This window comes from Providencia sp. JUb39 (assembly GCF_012272845.1).
Taxonomy (GTDB): domain Bacteria; phylum Pseudomonadota; class Gammaproteobacteria; order Enterobacterales; family Enterobacteriaceae; genus Providencia; species Providencia lanzhouensis.
This window is the reverse complement of record NZ_JAAWXD020000001.1, coordinates 3,649,848-3,667,985: the sequence shown is the minus strand read 5'-3', so window position 1 is coordinate 3,667,985 and position 18,138 is coordinate 3,649,848. Positions and strand designations below refer to the sequence as shown.

The following is an 18,138-nucleotide window of genomic DNA, read 5'->3' as shown; positions in this document are numbered from 1 at the left end:
GAGTATTATCTATGTCTTCTAAAGCAAAATCATGGCTTTGGATGCTAGCGGTTATTATTTCTGAAACCTCAGCAACATCCACATTGAAAATGTTCGATAATAGTGAAGGAACAACTAAATCATTATTATTAGGTCTGATAGTGATTCTTTATGTTATCTGTTATTACTCTCTTTCCCGCGCAGTAAAATATATTCCAGTTGGGTTAGCATATGCGACTTGGTCGGGTACCGGTATTTTGATGGTTTCAACTTTAGGTATGTTGTTTTATGGGCAGCACCCCGATATGGCGGCAATGATTGGGATGGGGGTTATTGCCTCTGGGATCGTGATTATGAACCTGTTTTCTAAAATGGGCTCGGATGAGGCGGAACCGGCTGAAAATTCGGATGCGTCACTGTCTTCAACCAACAAAGTTGCTCATTAATAAGAAGAGAGAAATATTATGTTTACTGGATTTTTATGGTTGGCATTATCAATTGGTTCAGAAATCACGGGTACATCGATGATCAAAAAAACCAATAGCTTTAGCAAATTAGGCCCATCAATTTTAGTGATTGTGGCTTATTGCCTGTGCTATTTCGCGTTAACACGTGCAATGGGGTATATCCCTGTTGGGGTTGCGTATTCTCTATGGTGTGGGTTTGGTATTGTCGGTGTGACGTTAGTTTCGATGATTTTATATAAACAAAAACCAGACGTACCAGCCGTCTTCGCGATGGGATTAATTATCTCCGGCGGCATCATTATGAATACTTTTTCAAATATGTAACTTCACGTTTTATCTCTCTTGTACCCATTGATTATTGCCTGCCATTATCAGGTGATAATCAATGACTGTTTCACAACATAAAATGAATGTTTGACGCTAAGAGCCTCTATCTATCCTATGTTAATTTAAGCCATTACCATCGTTTAATTTAGGAATAAAGATATGCAAATTATTGAGTGGGACGACTTTACGAAAGTGGAAATGCGTGTTGGTACGATTATTCGTGCAGAAGTAAACAGTAAAGCAAAAAAGCCCGCTTATGTGATGGAAGTGGATTTAGGGGAATTGGGAGTTAAGTGTTCAAGCGCACAAATTACCGTGCATTACACCCCTGAAAGTTTAATTGGTAAACAGGTTTTATGTGTGTGTAATTTTGAAGTTAAACGTATTGCTGGCATAAAATCTGAAGTGTTAATTACAGGTGCTCCTGATGAAACAGGTGCAATTGTATTAGCTGAATTTAATCTACCGGTGCCGAATGGTTCTCGCCTAGCTTAAGCCGTAAGGCGCAGACCATAGACAAACCCATCAGGTTTGGAAATGGCTCGTTTGGGTTGTAAAATTAATGAGGAAAATCAAGTTATTGATTTTCGCCTAATAACACAAAGAGGGAAAAAACACGCTTTTATCCCTCTTTGTCATCAACCTAAGCTGTCAGGCTGCATTTTTTTGATTAAAACCGTATACTCCTACTGTATGCCACCCAGTAGGAGCTTGCCTTGTTATTACCTGAATTGCACTATCGCCAATATTCTCAAGAGGTTATTTCTCATCAACATGATGGGCAATGGCAGGTGGTATTTGCGTTATCAGGGGCGATGGAAATCAATATGCATCGTCAACACTGGCTGCTAAATGCAGGTCAGGGTGTCGTAATCCCGCCGAGTGTTAGCCATGCTTTTAGTGGACAAGATGGGAATCAAAATTATGTATTGGAAATGCCTGCAACGGCGCAATGGTCATTAAATGAAAAAATGACGCATTTCACGCTGACGCCAGCGGCGGCGGGGTTATTAAATTGGTTGCAACGCTTTCCGCAAGCACCGGAACAAAACTTTGCCGTTGCTCGCCTGTTATTAGCCCAGTTAAAACCAGAAAACCGTTGGGTTGATGAGCTAGTTCATTGGGTGGAGTTACGTCTGCATTTACCTATAAGCTGCGAAGACATTGCCTGCGCGTTTTATATGTCAGTCAGTACCTTACAACGTAAGGTGAAAGCTGAAATGGGGATCACCGTCATGCAATTTTTATTGCAAAAACGGATGGAAGCCGCGGGAAGTCTATTATTAACTCACCAAACCATTGAACATATTGCTACCTTGGTGGGGTATGATTCTCACTCTGCTTTTAGCCAAGCATTTCGTAAGTTTTACGGTAAAACTCCTCAGGAATATCGCCTACAATCCCTACCCAAACGTTAATTCTTCGCTATTTAGACTCTAAGTGTTCTGAAATTGTCACGGCGTATTCGCCATATAAAAAGTCGGTATTGATATTTGCTTGCTTGAGTTTTAGTTCGAGTAATGCCAATTGCTTGCTGATGGCAACATAATTGGGGTCATCAGCAGAGAGTTGCTGCAGCATATGGCATAAATTCAACGCTTCTTTTTTCTGTTGCAGTTCAGGCGGCAGATACCCAGAATTTTTAAGAATACGATAACTCGCCCTTAATTCTTCAGGAACTTGGCTGTCATCATCAAGCTGCAAAGGTTTCCCTTCACCATTGAGATTGGATAACTCCCCTTTATTTAAAGCGTCTTGAATATGACGCTCTGCCCAAAGATCAATGACAGACATTATGGCTCGCCCTGTAGTGAATAGGCTTCGATTATAACGCTGATTAATCTAGATTAAAAACGTACATTAATCAGGCTAATTGGTGTTTTACTTTGTTTTATCTAACTCAAATTTATTGTAACTGTAAAAATAGGTATTAATCGAATTAAATGGAATAAAACCGACGAAATTTGATATCTATTTGGTTAAAAATAATAAGAAATGGCTGGTTAATATTATTAAAATGTTAGCTTGACCACATTTTTGTATTTTTATGATATTTAATTTTTATGGTTTTAATTTTTAACATAAATAAAATTTAACAAAGTAAATATTCTATTTTTACTATCAGCACGTTTATTGTTAGTTAATGTATTCGATTTGTATCAAATTTGTTGGTTTGAATTTATATGCTTGTAATTAGGTGAAGAGAAAAACATTGTGTAATGTTCATTTCTCTTGTTTATAAGGAGAATACATGGAACAAAAAAGACAAGAGGGTAGCCGTTTTTTACGAACGGTTGAGTGGCTGGGAAATGCTCTGCCACATCCTGTTATTCTATTCATTATCTTAATTGGGATTTTATTAGTCTCTTCCGCCGTTGGTCAGTATTTTGGTATTAGTGTGCCGGATCCTCGCCCTGAAGGTGCGAAAGGTCGCGCTGAAGACGGGATCATTCATATTGTTAGCCTGTTAGATGCGGAAGGCATCCGTAAAATTCTGTCTAATGTGGTCACCAATTTTACTGGATTCGCGCCTCTTGGCACGGTATTAGTTGCCCTTTTAGGGGTTGGGATCGCGGAACGTGCCGGTTTATTATCTGCGGCGATGCGTCTGATTGTTATCAAAGCACCTCGTAAATTAACCACCGTTGCGATTGTTTTTGCTGGGATTATGTCTAATACCGCGGCAGAACTCGGCTATGTGGTACTGATTCCACTGGCTGCGATTATTTTCCATTCATTAGGTCGCCATCCATTAGCTGGGCTTGCTGCTGCATTTGCAGGGGTATCCGGTGGATATTCAGCGAACTTACTATTAGGAACAGTGGATCCGTTATTGTCAGGGATCACTCAGCAAGCGGCTCGAATTATTGACCCCACCTATATCGTCGGGGCAGAAGCAAACTGGTACTTTATGTTTGCTAGTACCTTCTTGATCACTATTTTGGGTTATTTCATCACAGAGAAAATTGTGGAGCCACAGTTAGGTCCTTATCAGGGCGGTGGTGTCGATGAAGATGAGGATAAACTCCGTGCCTCAGCTGAAGTGACATCGCTTGAGAAAAAAGCATTGTTTTGGGCATCGGTGACTTTCTGGGGATTAGCGGCAGTATTAGCCTTAATGGTGGTGCCTGAAAGTGGGATTTTACGTAACCAAGAAACTGGGTTAGTGAGTAATTCACCTTTCTTAAAAGCAATCGTGGTGTTTATCTTTATTTTCTTTGCGATTCCGGGAGTTGTTTACGGCTATATTGCAAAAACCATGCGTAGCGACAAAGATGTGGTTGATGCGATGGCAAGCGCAATGAGCACTTTGGGTCTCTATTTAGTCATTATTTTCTTTGCGGCACAGTTCGTTGCATTTTTTGGCTGGACCAACATCGGGCAAGTGATTGCGGTCAAAGGCGCTAATTTCTTAAATAGCATTGATTTACATGGTGGAATACTATTTGTTGGCTTTATTCTGATTTGTGCCTTTATTAACCTGATGATCGGCTCTGCATCGGCTCAATGGGCTGTGACGGCTCCGATATTTGTGCCAATGTTAATGTTGGCTGGCTATTCCCCTGAAACTATCCAAGCGGCTTATCGTATTGGTGATTCAGTGACCAATATTATTACGCCGATGATGAGCTATTTTGGCTTAATTATGGCCATTGTCGTCAAGTATAAGAAAGATGCAGGGATTGGTACTCTGGTTTCAATGATGCTGCCATACTCGATTATTTTCTTTATTGGTTGGTCTCTGTTCTTTATTATCTGGGTATTTATTTTGGGATTACCGGTAGGACCTGGATCACCAATTTATTTTACTCCTGGAAGTTAATCTAATAATTAATTTATAAGGGCAAATAGATTTTTATTTGCTCTTTATTGTTTTCGAATGTGAATCTTAAATTGGCTATAAAGTGATAATCATAAGATAGCTTATTTTATGGGTTATTATTAGTTTGTTGGATTTATGGTATTAAATATTTGTTGTTCTATTCATATTATCCTAAAGTTAATTTAGAAGGTCAGTTTGCTTTTATGGCTATGTCAATAATAGACTTATTCTCAATTTTCTTTTTATTTGTTATTTTTAATGAAAGTAAGGTGAATAATATGTATAGAATGACAATTTCTGCAAAATTATTTCTGGCATCTTTTTTTACTTTTTTATTTATGTTTCCTATTTTTTGTTATTTAATCATTATTCAATAATCAGAAATTCATTATTTACATTAAATTGAGTGTTTATTTTCGATATACCGGGAAAATAAAACACATCGATTGTCATGTAAGCGTCATTTGCTAGAGATATGGCAGTCATTAATCTGTCATTTCTCGGTGATAAATTCTCTCTCGAACATAAACTGCGTGAATTCGCACATTTTAGTGTAAATCTCTGCGGATAAACTTCAGTCATAATAAAAGAGAGAATTGGCATGGCATCGATCAAACAGTCCGCTTTAGCAATGATGTTAGGCTTGGCTTTTAGCAGTCAAGGAATGGCAGTCACCACAATCCCATTCTGGCATTCAATGGAAGGTCAGCTTGGTGAAGAAGTGAATGACCTCGTCACCCGCTTTAATGAAACTCACCCAGATTACAACGTGATTCCCACTTATAAAGGGAACTACGAGCAAAGCCTTGCTGCGGGGATTGCGGCATTTCGTTCTGGTAATGCACCTGCGATACTACAGGTTTATGAAGTTGGTACTGCGACGATGATGTCATCCAAAGCCATCAAACCTGTCTACGAAGTTTTCCAAGAAGCTGGAATTGATTTTGATGAATCTCAGTTTGTGCCTACCGTTTCGGGTTATTACAGCGATGCGAAAACGGGACATCTGCTATCCCAGCCTTTCAATAGCTCCACTCCGGTGCTTTATTACAATAAAGAAGCCTTCAAAAAAGCCGGTTTAAATCCAGATATCCCACCAAAAACATGGCAGGATCTTGCCCAATATACTGAAAAGCTTCGTGAATCAGGAATGAAGTGTGGCTACGCCAGTGGTTGGCAGGGCTGGATACAAATTGAAAACTTCAGTGCATGGAACGGGTTGCCTGTCGCATCGAAGAATAATGGCTTTGACGGCACTGATGCAGTACTGGAGTTTAACACCCCAGATCACGTTAGGCATATCGAGCAGCTGCAAGATATGAATAAAAAAGGCACCTTCAGCTATTTAGGGCGTAAAGACGAGCCAACTGAGAAATTCTATAACGGGGATTGTGCCATTATTACTGGTTCCTCCGGTTCTCTGGCGAATATTCGCAAGCATGCTAAGTTTGATTTTGGTGTTGGCATGATGCCTTACGATGCACAAATTCCAACGGCACCACAAAATGCCATCATTGGTGGTGCAAGCTTGTGGGTAATGGGGGGTAAAGATTCTGAGACCTATAAAGGTGTTGCGGAATTTATGAAATTCTTAGCTGAGCCTGAAAATGCCGCAAAATGGCATCAAAATACAGGATATTTACCGATTACAACGGCAGCGTATGAGTTAACCCAAAAATCCGGCTTTTATGACAAAAATCCGGGAGCGGATATTGCGACTCGCCAAATGTTAAACAAAGCGCCGTTACCTTATACCAAAGGATTACGCTTAGGCAATATGCCACAAATTCGTACCATCGTGGACGAAGAGCTGGAATCCGTGTGGTCAGGCAAAAAGACGCCACAACAAGCCCTCGATGCTTCTGTTGAGCGTGGTAACCAATTACTGCGCCGTTTCGAAAAATCCACTCAGTAATGAGTTCTTTCGCCCCTCTTGATGGAATTAAGAGGGGCGCTGCATCACATCTGATTTATTGGGTTGCTTATGTCATCATCTCGTCCCGTATTTCGCTCCCGCTGGTTGCCTTATGCGTTAGTATTACCACAGCTAATCATTACGGTGATTTTCTTTATTTTGCCAGCCGGACAAGCGCTTTGGTATTCATTACAACGTATTGATCCTTTTGGATTATCCAGTGAATTTGTGGGGTTAGAAAACTTCACTCAACTCTTTAGCGATAGCTACTATGTAGACTCTTTCTATACCACGATGATTTTTAGTGGCTGGGTCGCAGGAAGTGGGCTTGTAGTCTCGCTGTTTTTCGCGGCTTTGGTTGATTATGTGGTAAGAGGAAGCCGTTTTTACCAAACATTAATGCTACTACCCTACGCCGTTGCACCTGCTGTTGCGGCGGTTTTATGGATGTTTTTGTTTAGTCCCGGCAGAGGACTGATAACCTATGGTTTGGAATCCATTGGCTATGACTGGAACCATGCGCAAAATAGCGGTCAGGCGATGTTTTTAGTCGTTTTAGCCTCAGTTTGGAAGCAAATCAGTTATAACTTTTTGTTTTTCTTCGCCGCCTTGCAATCTATTCCACGCTCTTTGATGGAAGCGGCTGCTATCGATGGAGCAGGACCTATCCGCCGTTTCTTTAAAATATCCTTACCATTAATCACCCCGGTGAGTTTCTTTTTATTGGTGGTGAATTTGGTGTATGCCTTCTTTGATACTTTCCCTGTGATTGATGCGGCAACGGGCGGGGGGCCAGTACAAGCGACGACGACACTAATTTATAAGATTTATCGTGAAGGTTTTTCAGGGCTAGATCTCTCTTCATCCGCAGCTCAATCTGTGATTTTGATGGGCTTGGTGATCGTCCTAACGGTGATTCAATTCCGTTTTATCGAGCGTAAGGTACGTTACCAATGATAGAGAAAAATCGTGGACTGAGCGTATTCAGTCATTCCATGTTGGTAATTGGGATTTTAGTGATTTTATTCCCGCTGTATGTGGCCTTTGTTGCCGCGACACTCGATGATAAAGCGGTCTTCGATACCCCTATTACCCTAATACCTGGCTCTCATTTATGGGAGAACATTCTGCATATTTGGAATAACGGCGTGGCAGCGAACAGCGCCCCATTTTGGTTGATGCTGGTGAACAGCACCGTTATGGCGCTGGTGATAGCGATTGGAAAAATTACGATTTCGATGTTATCGGCATTTGCCATCGTTTGGTTCCGTTTTCCGTGCCGTAGCCTATTTTTTTGGATGATTTTCATCACATTAATGTTGCCTGTCGAAGTGCGAATTTTCCCCACAGTAGAGGTGATTTCTAACTTAAACATGGTGGATAGCTACGCCGGGCTAACTTTGCCGTTGATGGCTTCCGCGACGGCGACTTTTTTATTTCGCCAATTTTTTATGACGTTACCGGATGAACTGATAGAGGCGGCACGTATTGATGGAGCTTCACCAATGCGGTTTTTCATCGACATTGTGTTGCCGTTGTCCAAAACAAACTTAGCCGCGTTGTTTGTGATCACGTTTATTTATGGTTGGAACCAATATTTGTGGCCAATCTTGATCGTTGCAGATCCCAGTTTAGGAACAGCAGTTGCGGGGATCAAAGGCATGATCGCATCGGGTGAAGGTACGACTCAATGGAATCAAGTGATGGCGGCAATGTTGCTCACGCTGATTCCACCCGTTCTTGTGGTATTAGCTATGCAGAGGGCATTTGTGCGTGGCTTGGTCGATAGTGAGAAATAAGCATGGCAGAATTAAAACTTCAAGCCGTCACCAAAAGTTGGGACGGAAAAAATCAAGTGATCAAGCCGCTGACAGTGGATGTGGCAGATGGCGAATTTATCGTGATGGTAGGGCCTTCTGGGTGTGGTAAATCCACGCTATTACGTATGGTGGCAGGGTTAGAGCAAGTGACGAGCGGGGATATTTGGATTGACCGAAAGCGAGTCACGCATCTAGAACCCAAAGAGCGTGGCATTGCGATGGTATTCCAAAATTACGCGCTTTACCCTCATATGAGCGTTGAAGAGAATATGGCATGGGGGCTAAAAATTCGTGGGCTAGGAAAAGAGATCATTCGCCAAAAAGTGGCGGATGCCGCACGGATTTTAGAGCTTGATGGATTATTAAAGCGTCAACCGAGAGAGCTTTCCGGTGGTCAACGTCAGCGCGTGGCAATGGGGCGTGCCATTGTGCGTGACCCCGCCGTATTCTTATTTGATGAACCGCTTTCTAACCTCGATGCAAAGTTGCGGGTACAAATGCGCCTTGAACTGCAACAGCTCCATCGTCGTTTAAAAACCACCAGCTTGTATGTGACACACGATCAGGTGGAAGCGATGACCTTGGCGCAGCGAGTGATGGTGATGAATAAAGGTGTTGCGGAACAAATTGGCTCCCCAGTTGAAGTGTACGAGCGTCCTGCCAGCCGTTTTGTGGCGAGTTTTATTGGCTCTCCTGCCATGAATTTGCTGGAAGGAAAACTGAGTGTGGATGGCTCCCGCTTTGAACTTGGTGGCGGAATGCAATTACCGTTGGGTAGAACGTATTTACAGTGGGTAGGGCATGCGCTAACGTTAGGTATCCGACCGGAACATTTACAATTAGGCTCTGAATCGACAGGGGGGATCCCGCTGATCGTCGAGACCCTCGAAATGTTAGGCGCTGATAATTTAGTACATGGTCAGTGGGCTGGGCAAAAAGTGATTGTGCGCCTCGGGCATGAGCATCGCCCTCAGATTGGCTCCACATTATGGCTTCATCTTCCTGAAGCTCACCAGCATTTTTTTGATACTCAATATGGACATCGTTTATGAATCTTTGGCCTTATCCTAAAATTGTCGCCCATCGCGGTGGCGGTAAATTAGCCCCTGAAAATACGCTCGCAGCTATCGATGTTGGGGCGAAATATGGTCATACCATGATTGAGTTTGATGCCAAGTTATCCCGTGACGGTCAAATATTCCTTCTGCATGATGATACCCTCGAGCGCACGAGTAATGGGCATGGGGTTGCAGGGGATTTTGACTGGAGCCAGTTAGTCAATATTGATGCTGGAAGCTGGTATAGCCAAGAATTTGCTAACGAACATTTGCCGCTATTATCGCAAGTGGCTGAGCGTTGCCAACAACATCGCATGATGGCGAATATTGAAATTAAGCCAACCACCGGCTTGGAGAGAGAAACAGGAACCGTGGTGGCATTAGCGGCTCGACAATTATGGGAAGGACAAACTGCACCGTTACTCTCTTCATTTTCCATTGAGTCCCTTGAAGCGGCTCAAGCCGCAGCACCTGAATTGCCTCGGGGTTTATTGCTGGAGGAGTGGCGCGAGGATTGGCGTGAACTGACAACGCGTTTAGGCTGTGTCTCTATCCATTTAGACCATCTCTTATTGGATAAAGCTCGGGTCGAACTATTGAAGCAAGCAGGCTTATATATTCTGGTGTATACAGTGAATGACCCTGAACGCGCAAAATTATTATTAGCATGGGGCGTTGATGCCATTTGTACTGATCGTATTGATTTAATCGGTCCAAATTTCCCCGCAGAGTAAATTAAAAAATACGCTAATTTATGAAGAGTCTCTTAGCGCTGCAATATGCGGGTTAAGGGGCTTTTTTATGAATGAAATAAGTAAATAATTCGATTAAAAGCAATGAGTTAATCTGTCAAGTAATTCTCGTTAATTAGGACTAACTTTTTCTCACTCTCCCGAAAATATTGGTTAGTATCTCGTCATCTTATGAACCAAGACGAGACCGAGATGGCGACCCAATCAATTGTAGCTCCTCATGATTCAACCTTTAAAGGCTTTATGAGCAAAGTGGATAATGCGCGGGATTTTTTTGAAGTCCATCTTCCTAATCGCATTAAGCACCTCTGTAATTTTGATACCTTGAAGTTAGCCAGTGCTTCATTTGTGGATAAAACATTGCGCTCTCGTTTCTCGGACATGCTCTATTCCGTTCAAACACTCAGGGGTAAGGGGTATTTTTATTTCTTGGTTGAGCACCAATCCTCTCCCGATAAGCTAATGGGCTGGCGGTTGATGCATTATGCATTCTGCGCGATGAATCAGCATTTGCAGCAGGGGCACCAAACCTTGCCGTTGGTGGTTCCCATCCTGTTTTATCATGGGAACCAATCCCCTTATCCCTATTCCCAGTCATGGACGGATTGTTTTGAGTGGTCTGATTTAGCTCGTAGTTTGTATTGCAATCCACTGCCGTTAGTGGATGTCACGGTGGCAAGTGACGATGAACTTGTGAATCACCGAAAAGTTGCCGCGTTGGAGTTAGTTCTCAAACACTCATCCCTGAAAGATGACCTTATGGTGCTGTCAAAGCGCTTAGCGCAGGTGATCAAGGAGAACGAAAACCACCGCGATGACGTTATTTTAATCATCAACTATCTGTTTAGTGTGATGGATACGCCGACATACAAGAAGATAGTCAAAACATTAATAGAAAAAACCGAAGGATATCAGGAGACTGTTATGACCATTGCCGATCGTTTACGAAATGAGGGGTTAAAAAAAGGATTAAAGAGAGGAGTAAAAAGAGGGTTAGTCAAAGGAAGAGAAGAAGCTCGACAAGAAGAGCAGGAGAAGGCCAAACAACGCACTTACACCCAAGTTTTGACCAGTTTAAGCCTAGGGTTAGACATTGATATCATTAGCAAAATTACAGGCTTATCTCATTCTGAAATTCAAGATATGAGCTAATTAACATACGCTGTATTTATCGAAAAACTGTATTGATAAAAAACTGCGAAGGGCGGAATCAACATAAAATTGATTCCACCCTTTTTTAATTAACTGAATTAGAAGTTAATTTTTAATGTGGCATTCACACCGCTTGAACTGACATCACTGTTATATTGACCTTGGTAAGAGATTCCGAAAGTCGTGGATTTATTCAGTTGAGCATCAACCCCTAAGCCTACACCGAATAAGTTATCTAACTTGCCACCACGAATTTTGGCTTCGCCAGTGTCTGACAGGAACAATATCGCTTCTGGGCGAGTATCGCCAAATAAATGGCTCGCAGATACGTCACCTTTCAGTGTGAGGTTCACATTACCCGCGCTGAATGGATAGCCACCACGTAAACCAACGGTACCAACTTGGATATCTTGGTTATCTGTTTTGGTGGTGAATTGCATATTGCCGACTTGCTCATGCAGATTATCGCTGGTGACATGCAGCCAGTTAAATCCAGCATAAGGCTCAACAGAATATCGGTCATTATTCAGCTGGGTATAAGCACCTTCTACGAAGAATTGCGTGATTTTTGCATCATAGCTGGTGGAGTTATAACCAGACTCTTGACCTACCCACAGCGTGCGTTTTGCATCTCGGTCTTGGTTTGTATGAGTTACACCATAGTTAACCGCAGCCACATCCTTGATATTGGATACGCCGTAGGCGCCAACATGTAGGTCATTACTGTCAATTTTACCGTACTCATGAGCTTTATATTTGGATGAACCCGCACCAAAGAACAGTCCCGCTTTGGTATGCTCAGCGACATCAATTTCTGCACCCACTAATGCTGCATAGAAATCGGTATCCATATTGCTGTAGCCATAGTCAAGGTTGCCCCATTGACCAACACCTGTCATCCAAATGCGTGCATTGCTATTTTCAAGGTTAGCATAGCGACCATGACCCACGCCGATAGCCTGATCTTTCACGGTACGAGTTAGACCTAATATATTCACCACACTGGCATTATTCGCATTAAGGTACATATCACTACCGAGTGATTGATAAGTATTACGAAGGTCACGTTCGCTCATCGGTAGTGTTGCATCAAATAGCTGACCTTTAGCGTTACTTTCTAATGAATTAGCAATCGAACGACCATTTTCATTATTAGCAAATGAAGCAAATGAGGCATCCGCTTTTTTGCTCAGAGTGCCCGTAATGGTGTTATCTTTTACAGAAACGTCTTTTTGGAATAACGCATAATCATCTGCGGCAGCATTATTGGCATTTGCCGCCAGCATTTTGGTTTTTGCGCGGTTGTCAGCTAAATTATCAGCGTTAACCGTACCTTGGATTGAATTATCATTAAGATAAACGTCTTTCAGTTGCCCAATATTATCGGCAGCAACATCCAGTTTAGCGCCTTGATTTAAGGTCATATTACCGACATTCACATCATGACCTGCGGTAACTAAATAGGTACCTTTATCGTTGATGTTGATATTGGCTTTATGGCTTTCATTGGAGACTAACTGACCTTTTTGAGTAAATTTGTCGTTATAACGATTAAGCACGCTAATTGTGCCGCCGTTAACATTCACGTCCGCAGTACCAAAGGATTCAGTAAAACCGTACAGAGAGCCTTGTTCGACGGTTGTACCGCCTCGGTAGGTGTTATCCCCCGTCATCACCAATGTGCCTTCACCCGCTTTGACTAACGCGCCATCATACAAACCTGCATCGATTTTGGCTTGAATGGCCTCAGCGCGTTTTTGGTAATATTCCTGACGCCATTTTTTAGCATCTTCTTTATCGACAATATGAGAAGTTGGGTCTGGATTGCCATCATTGACCACAAAATCGGTACCAAGATTGTAATCGCCACCGGCATCGATACCGTGGGCTTTATAATCGGCTAACCATGCCAAATCTTCGGTTTCACGCTGATCTAACGCCGCTTGGCTAATGTCATTTGTCCAGACATCAAGTGGGACAGCATCCAGTTGGTATTCGAATTTACCTAAGAATTGACCTGGACCATACATACCTTTTTCAAGATCTGGTGTACCCCAACCATAGCGCTCATCAGGTACGCCATCCGTGGATGTCCAGCCTTTATAGAGGCTGCCATCTGGGTTATAACGGTTGGCAGTCGTGAACATCACATCACGAACTTGCAGGGCATTCATGGATTGATAACGAGACATTAAAACGCCCATGGCACCAGTGACGTGTGGTGCTGCCATTGATGTTCCGCTAAAGGTATCCCAACCCGGATTGCCGTCAGCATCTACGACGCTGGAGTAGATATAGCGGCTAGGGGCAACGACGGTCCACCATTTGGCATTTCCCGCCTCGTTAAACATACCCTCAATTTCATAGCCTGTTTTATCTGCCGTCTGTTTTAACCCAGCAACCGCAATCCAATGTTTCTCTGCTTGTGGATTGAAATAAGGGTAAAGAGGGCGGTAGTACGGGTTTTTAAAATCGCGGTTACCTGTGGTGAAGACTTGAACAACATTGGTGCCTTTCACGGCATCATAGGCGGCATCTACAAAGGATGGGTTATCCCCGTAGATTTTTTTGAAATAGAAATATTCGTACTCAGTTTGTTGGGTGGTATCAACGGGTAAATGTACCGTGGTGTTACCACCATCAGGACCGACCGTTTTCCCTGCATCAATAATTCTTGGGTTGGTGCCCCAACTGTTATTGATCACTTGGGCACCAGCATCCACCATGGCTTTCCAGCCAGTATAGAAATATTGGTAATCTTGATAAGGACCATAGTTATTGCTGTCGGTGGCTCCTGTGTTACCCACATACACATCGGAACCCCAGGCAACGCCGTGCATACCTTCGCCATCACGGTTAGCGCCAACGGTGCCTGTCACGTGGGTACCGTGAGTATCATTCACGCCTTTGATCCAGTCTCCAGTCACATCGAAAGCTTGGCCTTTTTCATAGTGGCCGCCTAACTCTTGAGGATAACGCATCCCCGTGGAGCCGTATTCACCTTTGGCTTTGACCGCGTGGAAGCGAGAGCCACTTAGCTCTTGGTGAGATAACAATGCGCCTGAATCCATTACGCCGATTTTAGCGCCTTGCCCATGATATCCCAGCGCATAAGCACTGGAGGCATTCATGGCGGCTAAACCCCAGTCATTTTTATATTCTTGGCTTTCCCAACTATTTTTATCACCGAGTTGCCCTGTTTCAGAGTAAGCCAGCGTATAGCCGGAAAATAATAGCGCAGAAGTAATAATAGAAAGCTGAAAAATATTTTTATTTATTGCAGCTTTATTTTTATAACGAGAAGATGACGCAAATTTATGTGCTTTGTTCATTCTGATACCTTTGTTATCAATCAAAAAACATCATTAAGAATCAAAAACAGAATCGCAGAGATAATCTGTGTTTTATAAAAATAAATACTTGAGCGCTATCTCAAAATCTTTTTATTTATCGAAAAAGTAGATTTATTGACTAGCTAATCACATCAAATGCAGATGAATAGAACGTGAACAGAACAAATTAAATGATAGTTCTACGTGGGGAATTAAATTAATTTTTGCTTTTGAATACAGGAATTAAAATTTAGATAAATTTATTGAGAATAAATCAGTTGTGGTAACAAATTTACATTATTTATTAACAGTCATTCTTGCTAATTATTTTTTAAGTATTAATGACTAATTTAAAGTAATGAATTATTTTTCTATTATTTAGCAGTATTCATATTTTTATAACCAAAAAAAGCCGCCATTGTTTTAAAATGGCGGCTTCAAATAACAGATTTAAGTTAAATTATTAAGCGAATAATTACTGATAAATCTGTTTAATTTCTTGGGCTGCGGCTAAACCACGTTTCGCTTCTTTCTCTGCGATTTCCACGGACAAACCAATATACGAACGTGGGTCTAGCATCGCTTTGATTTCATCATTGCTAAATGCCGCTGTAATGGTTTCGTTCTTGGTGAGGTTGGTGTAGAAATCCTCGCCATCCGCTGCGGTTTTGATGGCTTCTTCATACAGTAATGAGTGCGCCTTATCTTTGCCCAGCTTCTCGGCCATTTTCATCATCACGTATTCGGTATTATCTAACCCTTTATTTCTCAGAACGTTATGCAGCATTCTCTCTTCGTGAGGTACCAGAGTTCTCGAAAGCTCTTCGGTTCTTAATAAAATTTCAGTAGTCAGTTCCAACGCTTCTTCGATAAGCCCATCGAATAACATATAAGAGCTGCTATCACCTTCATACGGTCTGACGGCAGAATACATCCCAACACTCGGTAACGAATACAGTTTTTGGGAGTTAGCAATAATCCCTTTCGCCAGTTTTGGGTTGATTTTGTGTGGCATGGTGCTGCTGCCCACTGTGCCTTTGGTGAAGCCTTCAGACACTTCCGCTATTTCTTCCAGCGTCGTGCTGTAAACTTCTTCCCCGATTTTATGACAGATATTCGCCATCAGCGCTAAGTTCGCCATGTACTCTAATTTATGGGTGCTTAGGTTACGCGATGGAACTTCCATCGCATGCATGCCCGTCAGCTCAGCAACGCGTTTTTGCACTTCTAAACCAATCCCCGGCATGGAGTTAAATGCACCCACAGCGCCACCCATCATGATGGTAAATACGCGCTTTTCGCACTCTTTCATACGCTGGTAGCAGTCGATGAAATCGCTGATCCACACGGACACTTTGTAACCGTAAGTAATTGGGATAGCGTGGCGTCCATGGGTTCTGCCTGGCATCACCATATGCTTAGTTTTTTCAGCGAGACCCGACAGGTTTTCGATGATCTCACCTAACAGCAACATAAATTTATTATGTACCGTTTTCATCATGTACAGCTGCGAGCTTTGCTGAATATTTTGGGTGGTAATTCCGTAATGGATGTATTTACCACTCTCTTCAGAACACGCATTCACCAAGACTTTTAAGAAGGGAACGAAACCGTGCCCAATTTTTTGGTAAATGCGGCTCATCTCTTCAAAATCAATGTTCTCAATAACCGCTTTTTCTTTAATTTCATCGGCCGCTGATTGGGGAATGAACCCCGCTTCAGCCTGCGCTTGAGCTAACATGGATTCAAACATCAGCCAAGTATTGTATTTGGCTTCATCCGATAACAGGGCTTTTATACCGCGGTCATCGATGGTTTTACTCTTAGAATCATATAAGGCTCTCATCATATATCCTTTTATTTCTTCATGAACTCATCAACAGCGTTGCGAACAAATTCAACTTTCGGTCCATAAACGACGTGGACGTGGTTTGCCGATGGAAAGAAGAATGCGGTACATCCTGATTCCAACATTAAATCTTTATCAATTTTATTCACTTCTGCGACATCAATACGCATACGGGTAATACAGTTATCTACGTTACGAATGTTCTCTTTACCGCCTAAGGCTTCAACAAGGATCTCAGCGATTTCGCCATAACGTTTTTCTTTAATTAAGGTATTTTTCAGGTTGCTCGACTCTTCACGACCTGGGGTTTTGATATCAAATTTGATAATCGCCCAGTAGAAGATGAAGTAAGTCACTACTGCTAAACCGCCACCAATCAGGACTAAGAATATCCAGTTAGTGTGCTCGTACAGCAGACCGAAGATAGTGAAGTCAAACACGGTTCCACGGATATACCCGATAGCAACCCCAGCGAATGACAACAACACTGCACCAATACCGACGATGATGGCATAGATTAAGTACAGCAGCGGTGCGATAAACACGAAGGTAAATTCGAGCGGTTCGGTCACGTTACCGAGCATCGCGGTCAATACCATGGTTACCAACATCGATTTAACTTCAGCGCGGTTCTCTTTTTTCGATGTTTTATAGATAGCTAATGCAATCGCAGGGAACAGGAACAGCGTCACCAGCATTTGTTGCTGCGCCATAAAGCGCGTCAGGCTTGGCATCATTGCCCAGTATTCACTACTTGGACCTTGCTTAAATAACACTTCCGTTAAGGCTGGAACGACACCAACAAAGGTTTGTCCATCAATAACATAGGTACCACCGGCTTCGGTAAATCTAAACAGAACGTTCCAAACATGGTGTAACCCGAATGGAATAAACAGACGTTCACCCCCTGCGGTAAAGAATGGACCGACAGGACTTAGGAAGACGGCAGAAAGCTTCATCAAGCCTTGTACTAAGACTTCCCAGATAAACGGTAATGTTCCACCGACCATGATCATTAAACCGACCATGATGATCGCAACCGATTTTTTACCTGAGAAGAAGGCGAAGGCAGTCGGTAGCTCGAGGTTGTAGAATTTATCGGTGGCCCATGCACCAATTAACCCTGTAATAATTCCCCCAGCGGCACTGATGTTTAAGGTTTGAATACCTAAAACTTTAATCTGTCCCACTTGACCCATAATCGCGGGATCCGCCAGTTTACCAGTGAGCACCAACCAAATATTCATGGTGATGATCAACGAAAGGTAACCCACAACGGAGGCGAAGACCGCGATCCCCTTATCACGCTGGCTCATGCCATAGGCAACTCCCATGGCGAACAGTAATGGGATGTTGTCGAAGATAACGCCCGCAATAGAACGGATGCTGACAAGTAATGCGTTAACGGTTTCATTGCCGAGGAAAGGGAATCGAGCAATCATGTAGGTTTGAACTAATGCACCACTGATCCCCAGTATCATACCAATTGGAGCCAGAACCCCGATTGGCAGGAGCAGTGTCCTACCAAAGCGCTGGATTGACTCACCGAATTTTCTTTTAGCCATATTTTTTCCTAATGACGAAGAATTATTGAAATTAACTGGAATACTAGCACTGGGTTTTTTAAATGAAATGATGTTACGGTTTTAAATATTATCTCAGGT

The 18,138-nt window shown here is 42.6% G+C and carries 15 protein-coding genes; 11 read left to right on the top strand and 4 right to left on the bottom strand.

What is annotated here, in order from left to right:
- The first annotated feature begins 11 nt into the window (after window positions 1-11).
- The 4 genes from HFU86_RS17040 to HFU86_RS17025 all read left to right on the top strand — a co-directional run bounded on the left by HFU86_RS17040 (window position 12) and on the right by HFU86_RS17025 (window position 2,191).
- Window positions 12-425: a DMT family transporter gene (locus HFU86_RS17040; protein WP_036949253.1), complete on the top strand. Its 414-nt coding sequence runs from the start codon at window positions 12-14 to the stop codon at window positions 423-425.
- Between the two features lie 18 nt (window positions 426-443).
- Window positions 444-770 (top strand): DMT family transporter, encoded by a 327-nt coding sequence (locus HFU86_RS17035; protein WP_036949254.1) that lies wholly within the window; start codon window positions 444-446, stop codon window positions 768-770.
- Between the two features lie 162 nt (window positions 771-932).
- Window positions 933-1,268 carry a tRNA-binding protein gene (locus tag HFU86_RS17030; protein WP_036949256.1) on the top strand — a complete coding sequence of 112 codons (336 nt, stop codon included), beginning with the start codon at window positions 933-935 and terminating at the stop codon, window positions 1,266-1,268.
- Between the two features lie 221 nt (window positions 1,269-1,489).
- Window positions 1,490-2,191 carry a helix-turn-helix transcriptional regulator gene (locus HFU86_RS17025; RefSeq protein ID WP_036949563.1) on the top strand — a complete coding sequence of 234 codons (702 nt, stop codon included), beginning with the start codon at window positions 1,490-1,492 and terminating at the stop codon, window positions 2,189-2,191.
- 7 nt (window positions 2,192-2,198) lie between these two features.
- On the opposite strand, the gene HFU86_RS17020 is transcribed toward HFU86_RS17025, so the two are convergent.
- A complete protein-coding gene (locus tag HFU86_RS17020) occupies window positions 2,199-2,567 on the bottom strand; it encodes a DUF1992 domain-containing protein (RefSeq protein WP_036949565.1) in 369 nt (122 codons plus the stop codon).
- Between the two features lie 457 nt (window positions 2,568-3,024).
- Between HFU86_RS17020 and HFU86_RS17015 the strand changes: the two genes are divergently transcribed.
- From HFU86_RS17015 to HFU86_RS16985, 7 genes are all read left to right on the top strand, one after another.
- A complete protein-coding gene (locus HFU86_RS17015; RefSeq protein WP_132496461.1) occupies window positions 3,025-4,596 on the top strand; it encodes an AbgT family transporter in 1,572 nt (523 codons plus the stop codon).
- A gap of 601 nt (window positions 4,597-5,197) precedes the next feature.
- Window positions 5,198-6,511 carry a sn-glycerol-3-phosphate ABC transporter substrate-binding protein UgpB gene (gene ugpB / locus HFU86_RS17010; RefSeq protein ID WP_187129712.1) on the top strand — a complete coding sequence of 438 codons (1,314 nt, stop codon included), beginning with the start codon at window positions 5,198-5,200 and terminating at the stop codon, window positions 6,509-6,511.
- A 69-nt stretch (window positions 6,512-6,580) separates the two neighbouring features.
- On the top strand, window positions 6,581-7,468 hold the full coding sequence (gene ugpA, locus HFU86_RS17005; RefSeq protein ID WP_187129711.1) for a sn-glycerol-3-phosphate ABC transporter permease UgpA: 888 nt from the start codon (window positions 6,581-6,583) through the stop codon (window positions 7,466-7,468).
- Window positions 7,465-8,310, top strand: coding sequence for a sn-glycerol-3-phosphate ABC transporter permease UgpE (gene ugpE, locus HFU86_RS17000; RefSeq protein WP_132496463.1), 846 nt, complete (start codon window positions 7,465-7,467; stop codon window positions 8,308-8,310). Before ugpA ends, ugpE begins: the two co-directional genes overlap by 4 nt.
- Window positions 8,311-8,312: 2 nt before the next feature.
- Window positions 8,313-9,383: a sn-glycerol-3-phosphate import ATP-binding protein UgpC gene (locus HFU86_RS16995; RefSeq protein WP_132496464.1), complete on the top strand. Its 1,071-nt coding sequence runs from the start codon at window positions 8,313-8,315 to the stop codon at window positions 9,381-9,383.
- Window positions 9,380-10,123, top strand: coding sequence for a glycerophosphodiester phosphodiesterase (gene ugpQ / locus HFU86_RS16990; RefSeq protein WP_187129710.1), 744 nt, complete (start codon window positions 9,380-9,382; stop codon window positions 10,121-10,123). Before HFU86_RS16995 ends, ugpQ begins: the two co-directional genes overlap by 4 nt.
- Window positions 10,124-10,333: 210 nt before the next feature.
- Window positions 10,334-11,293: an Rpn family recombination-promoting nuclease/putative transposase gene (locus tag HFU86_RS16985; protein WP_187129709.1), complete on the top strand. Its 960-nt coding sequence runs from the start codon at window positions 10,334-10,336 to the stop codon at window positions 11,291-11,293.
- Between the two features lie 98 nt (window positions 11,294-11,391).
- Here HFU86_RS16985 and pta read toward each other — a convergent pair whose 3' ends face one another.
- The 3 genes from pta to HFU86_RS16970 all read right to left on the bottom strand — a co-directional run bounded on the left by pta (window position 11,392) and on the right by HFU86_RS16970 (window position 18,039).
- Window positions 11,392-14,625 (bottom strand): autotransporter Pta, encoded by a 3,234-nt coding sequence (pta, locus tag HFU86_RS16980; RefSeq protein ID WP_222717625.1) that lies wholly within the window; start codon window positions 14,623-14,625, stop codon window positions 11,392-11,394.
- Between the two features lie 475 nt (window positions 14,626-15,100).
- Window positions 15,101-16,471 carry a class-II fumarase/aspartase family protein gene (locus HFU86_RS16975; protein ID WP_036949581.1) on the bottom strand — a complete coding sequence of 457 codons (1,371 nt, stop codon included), beginning with the start codon at window positions 16,469-16,471 and terminating at the stop codon, window positions 15,101-15,103.
- An 11-nt stretch (window positions 16,472-16,482) separates the two neighbouring features.
- Complete coding sequence (locus HFU86_RS16970; protein WP_006658525.1) at window positions 16,483-18,039, bottom strand: PTS transporter subunit EIIC; 1,557 nt, start codon at window positions 18,037-18,039, stop codon at window positions 16,483-16,485.
- Window positions 18,040-18,138: the final 99 nt, after the last annotated feature.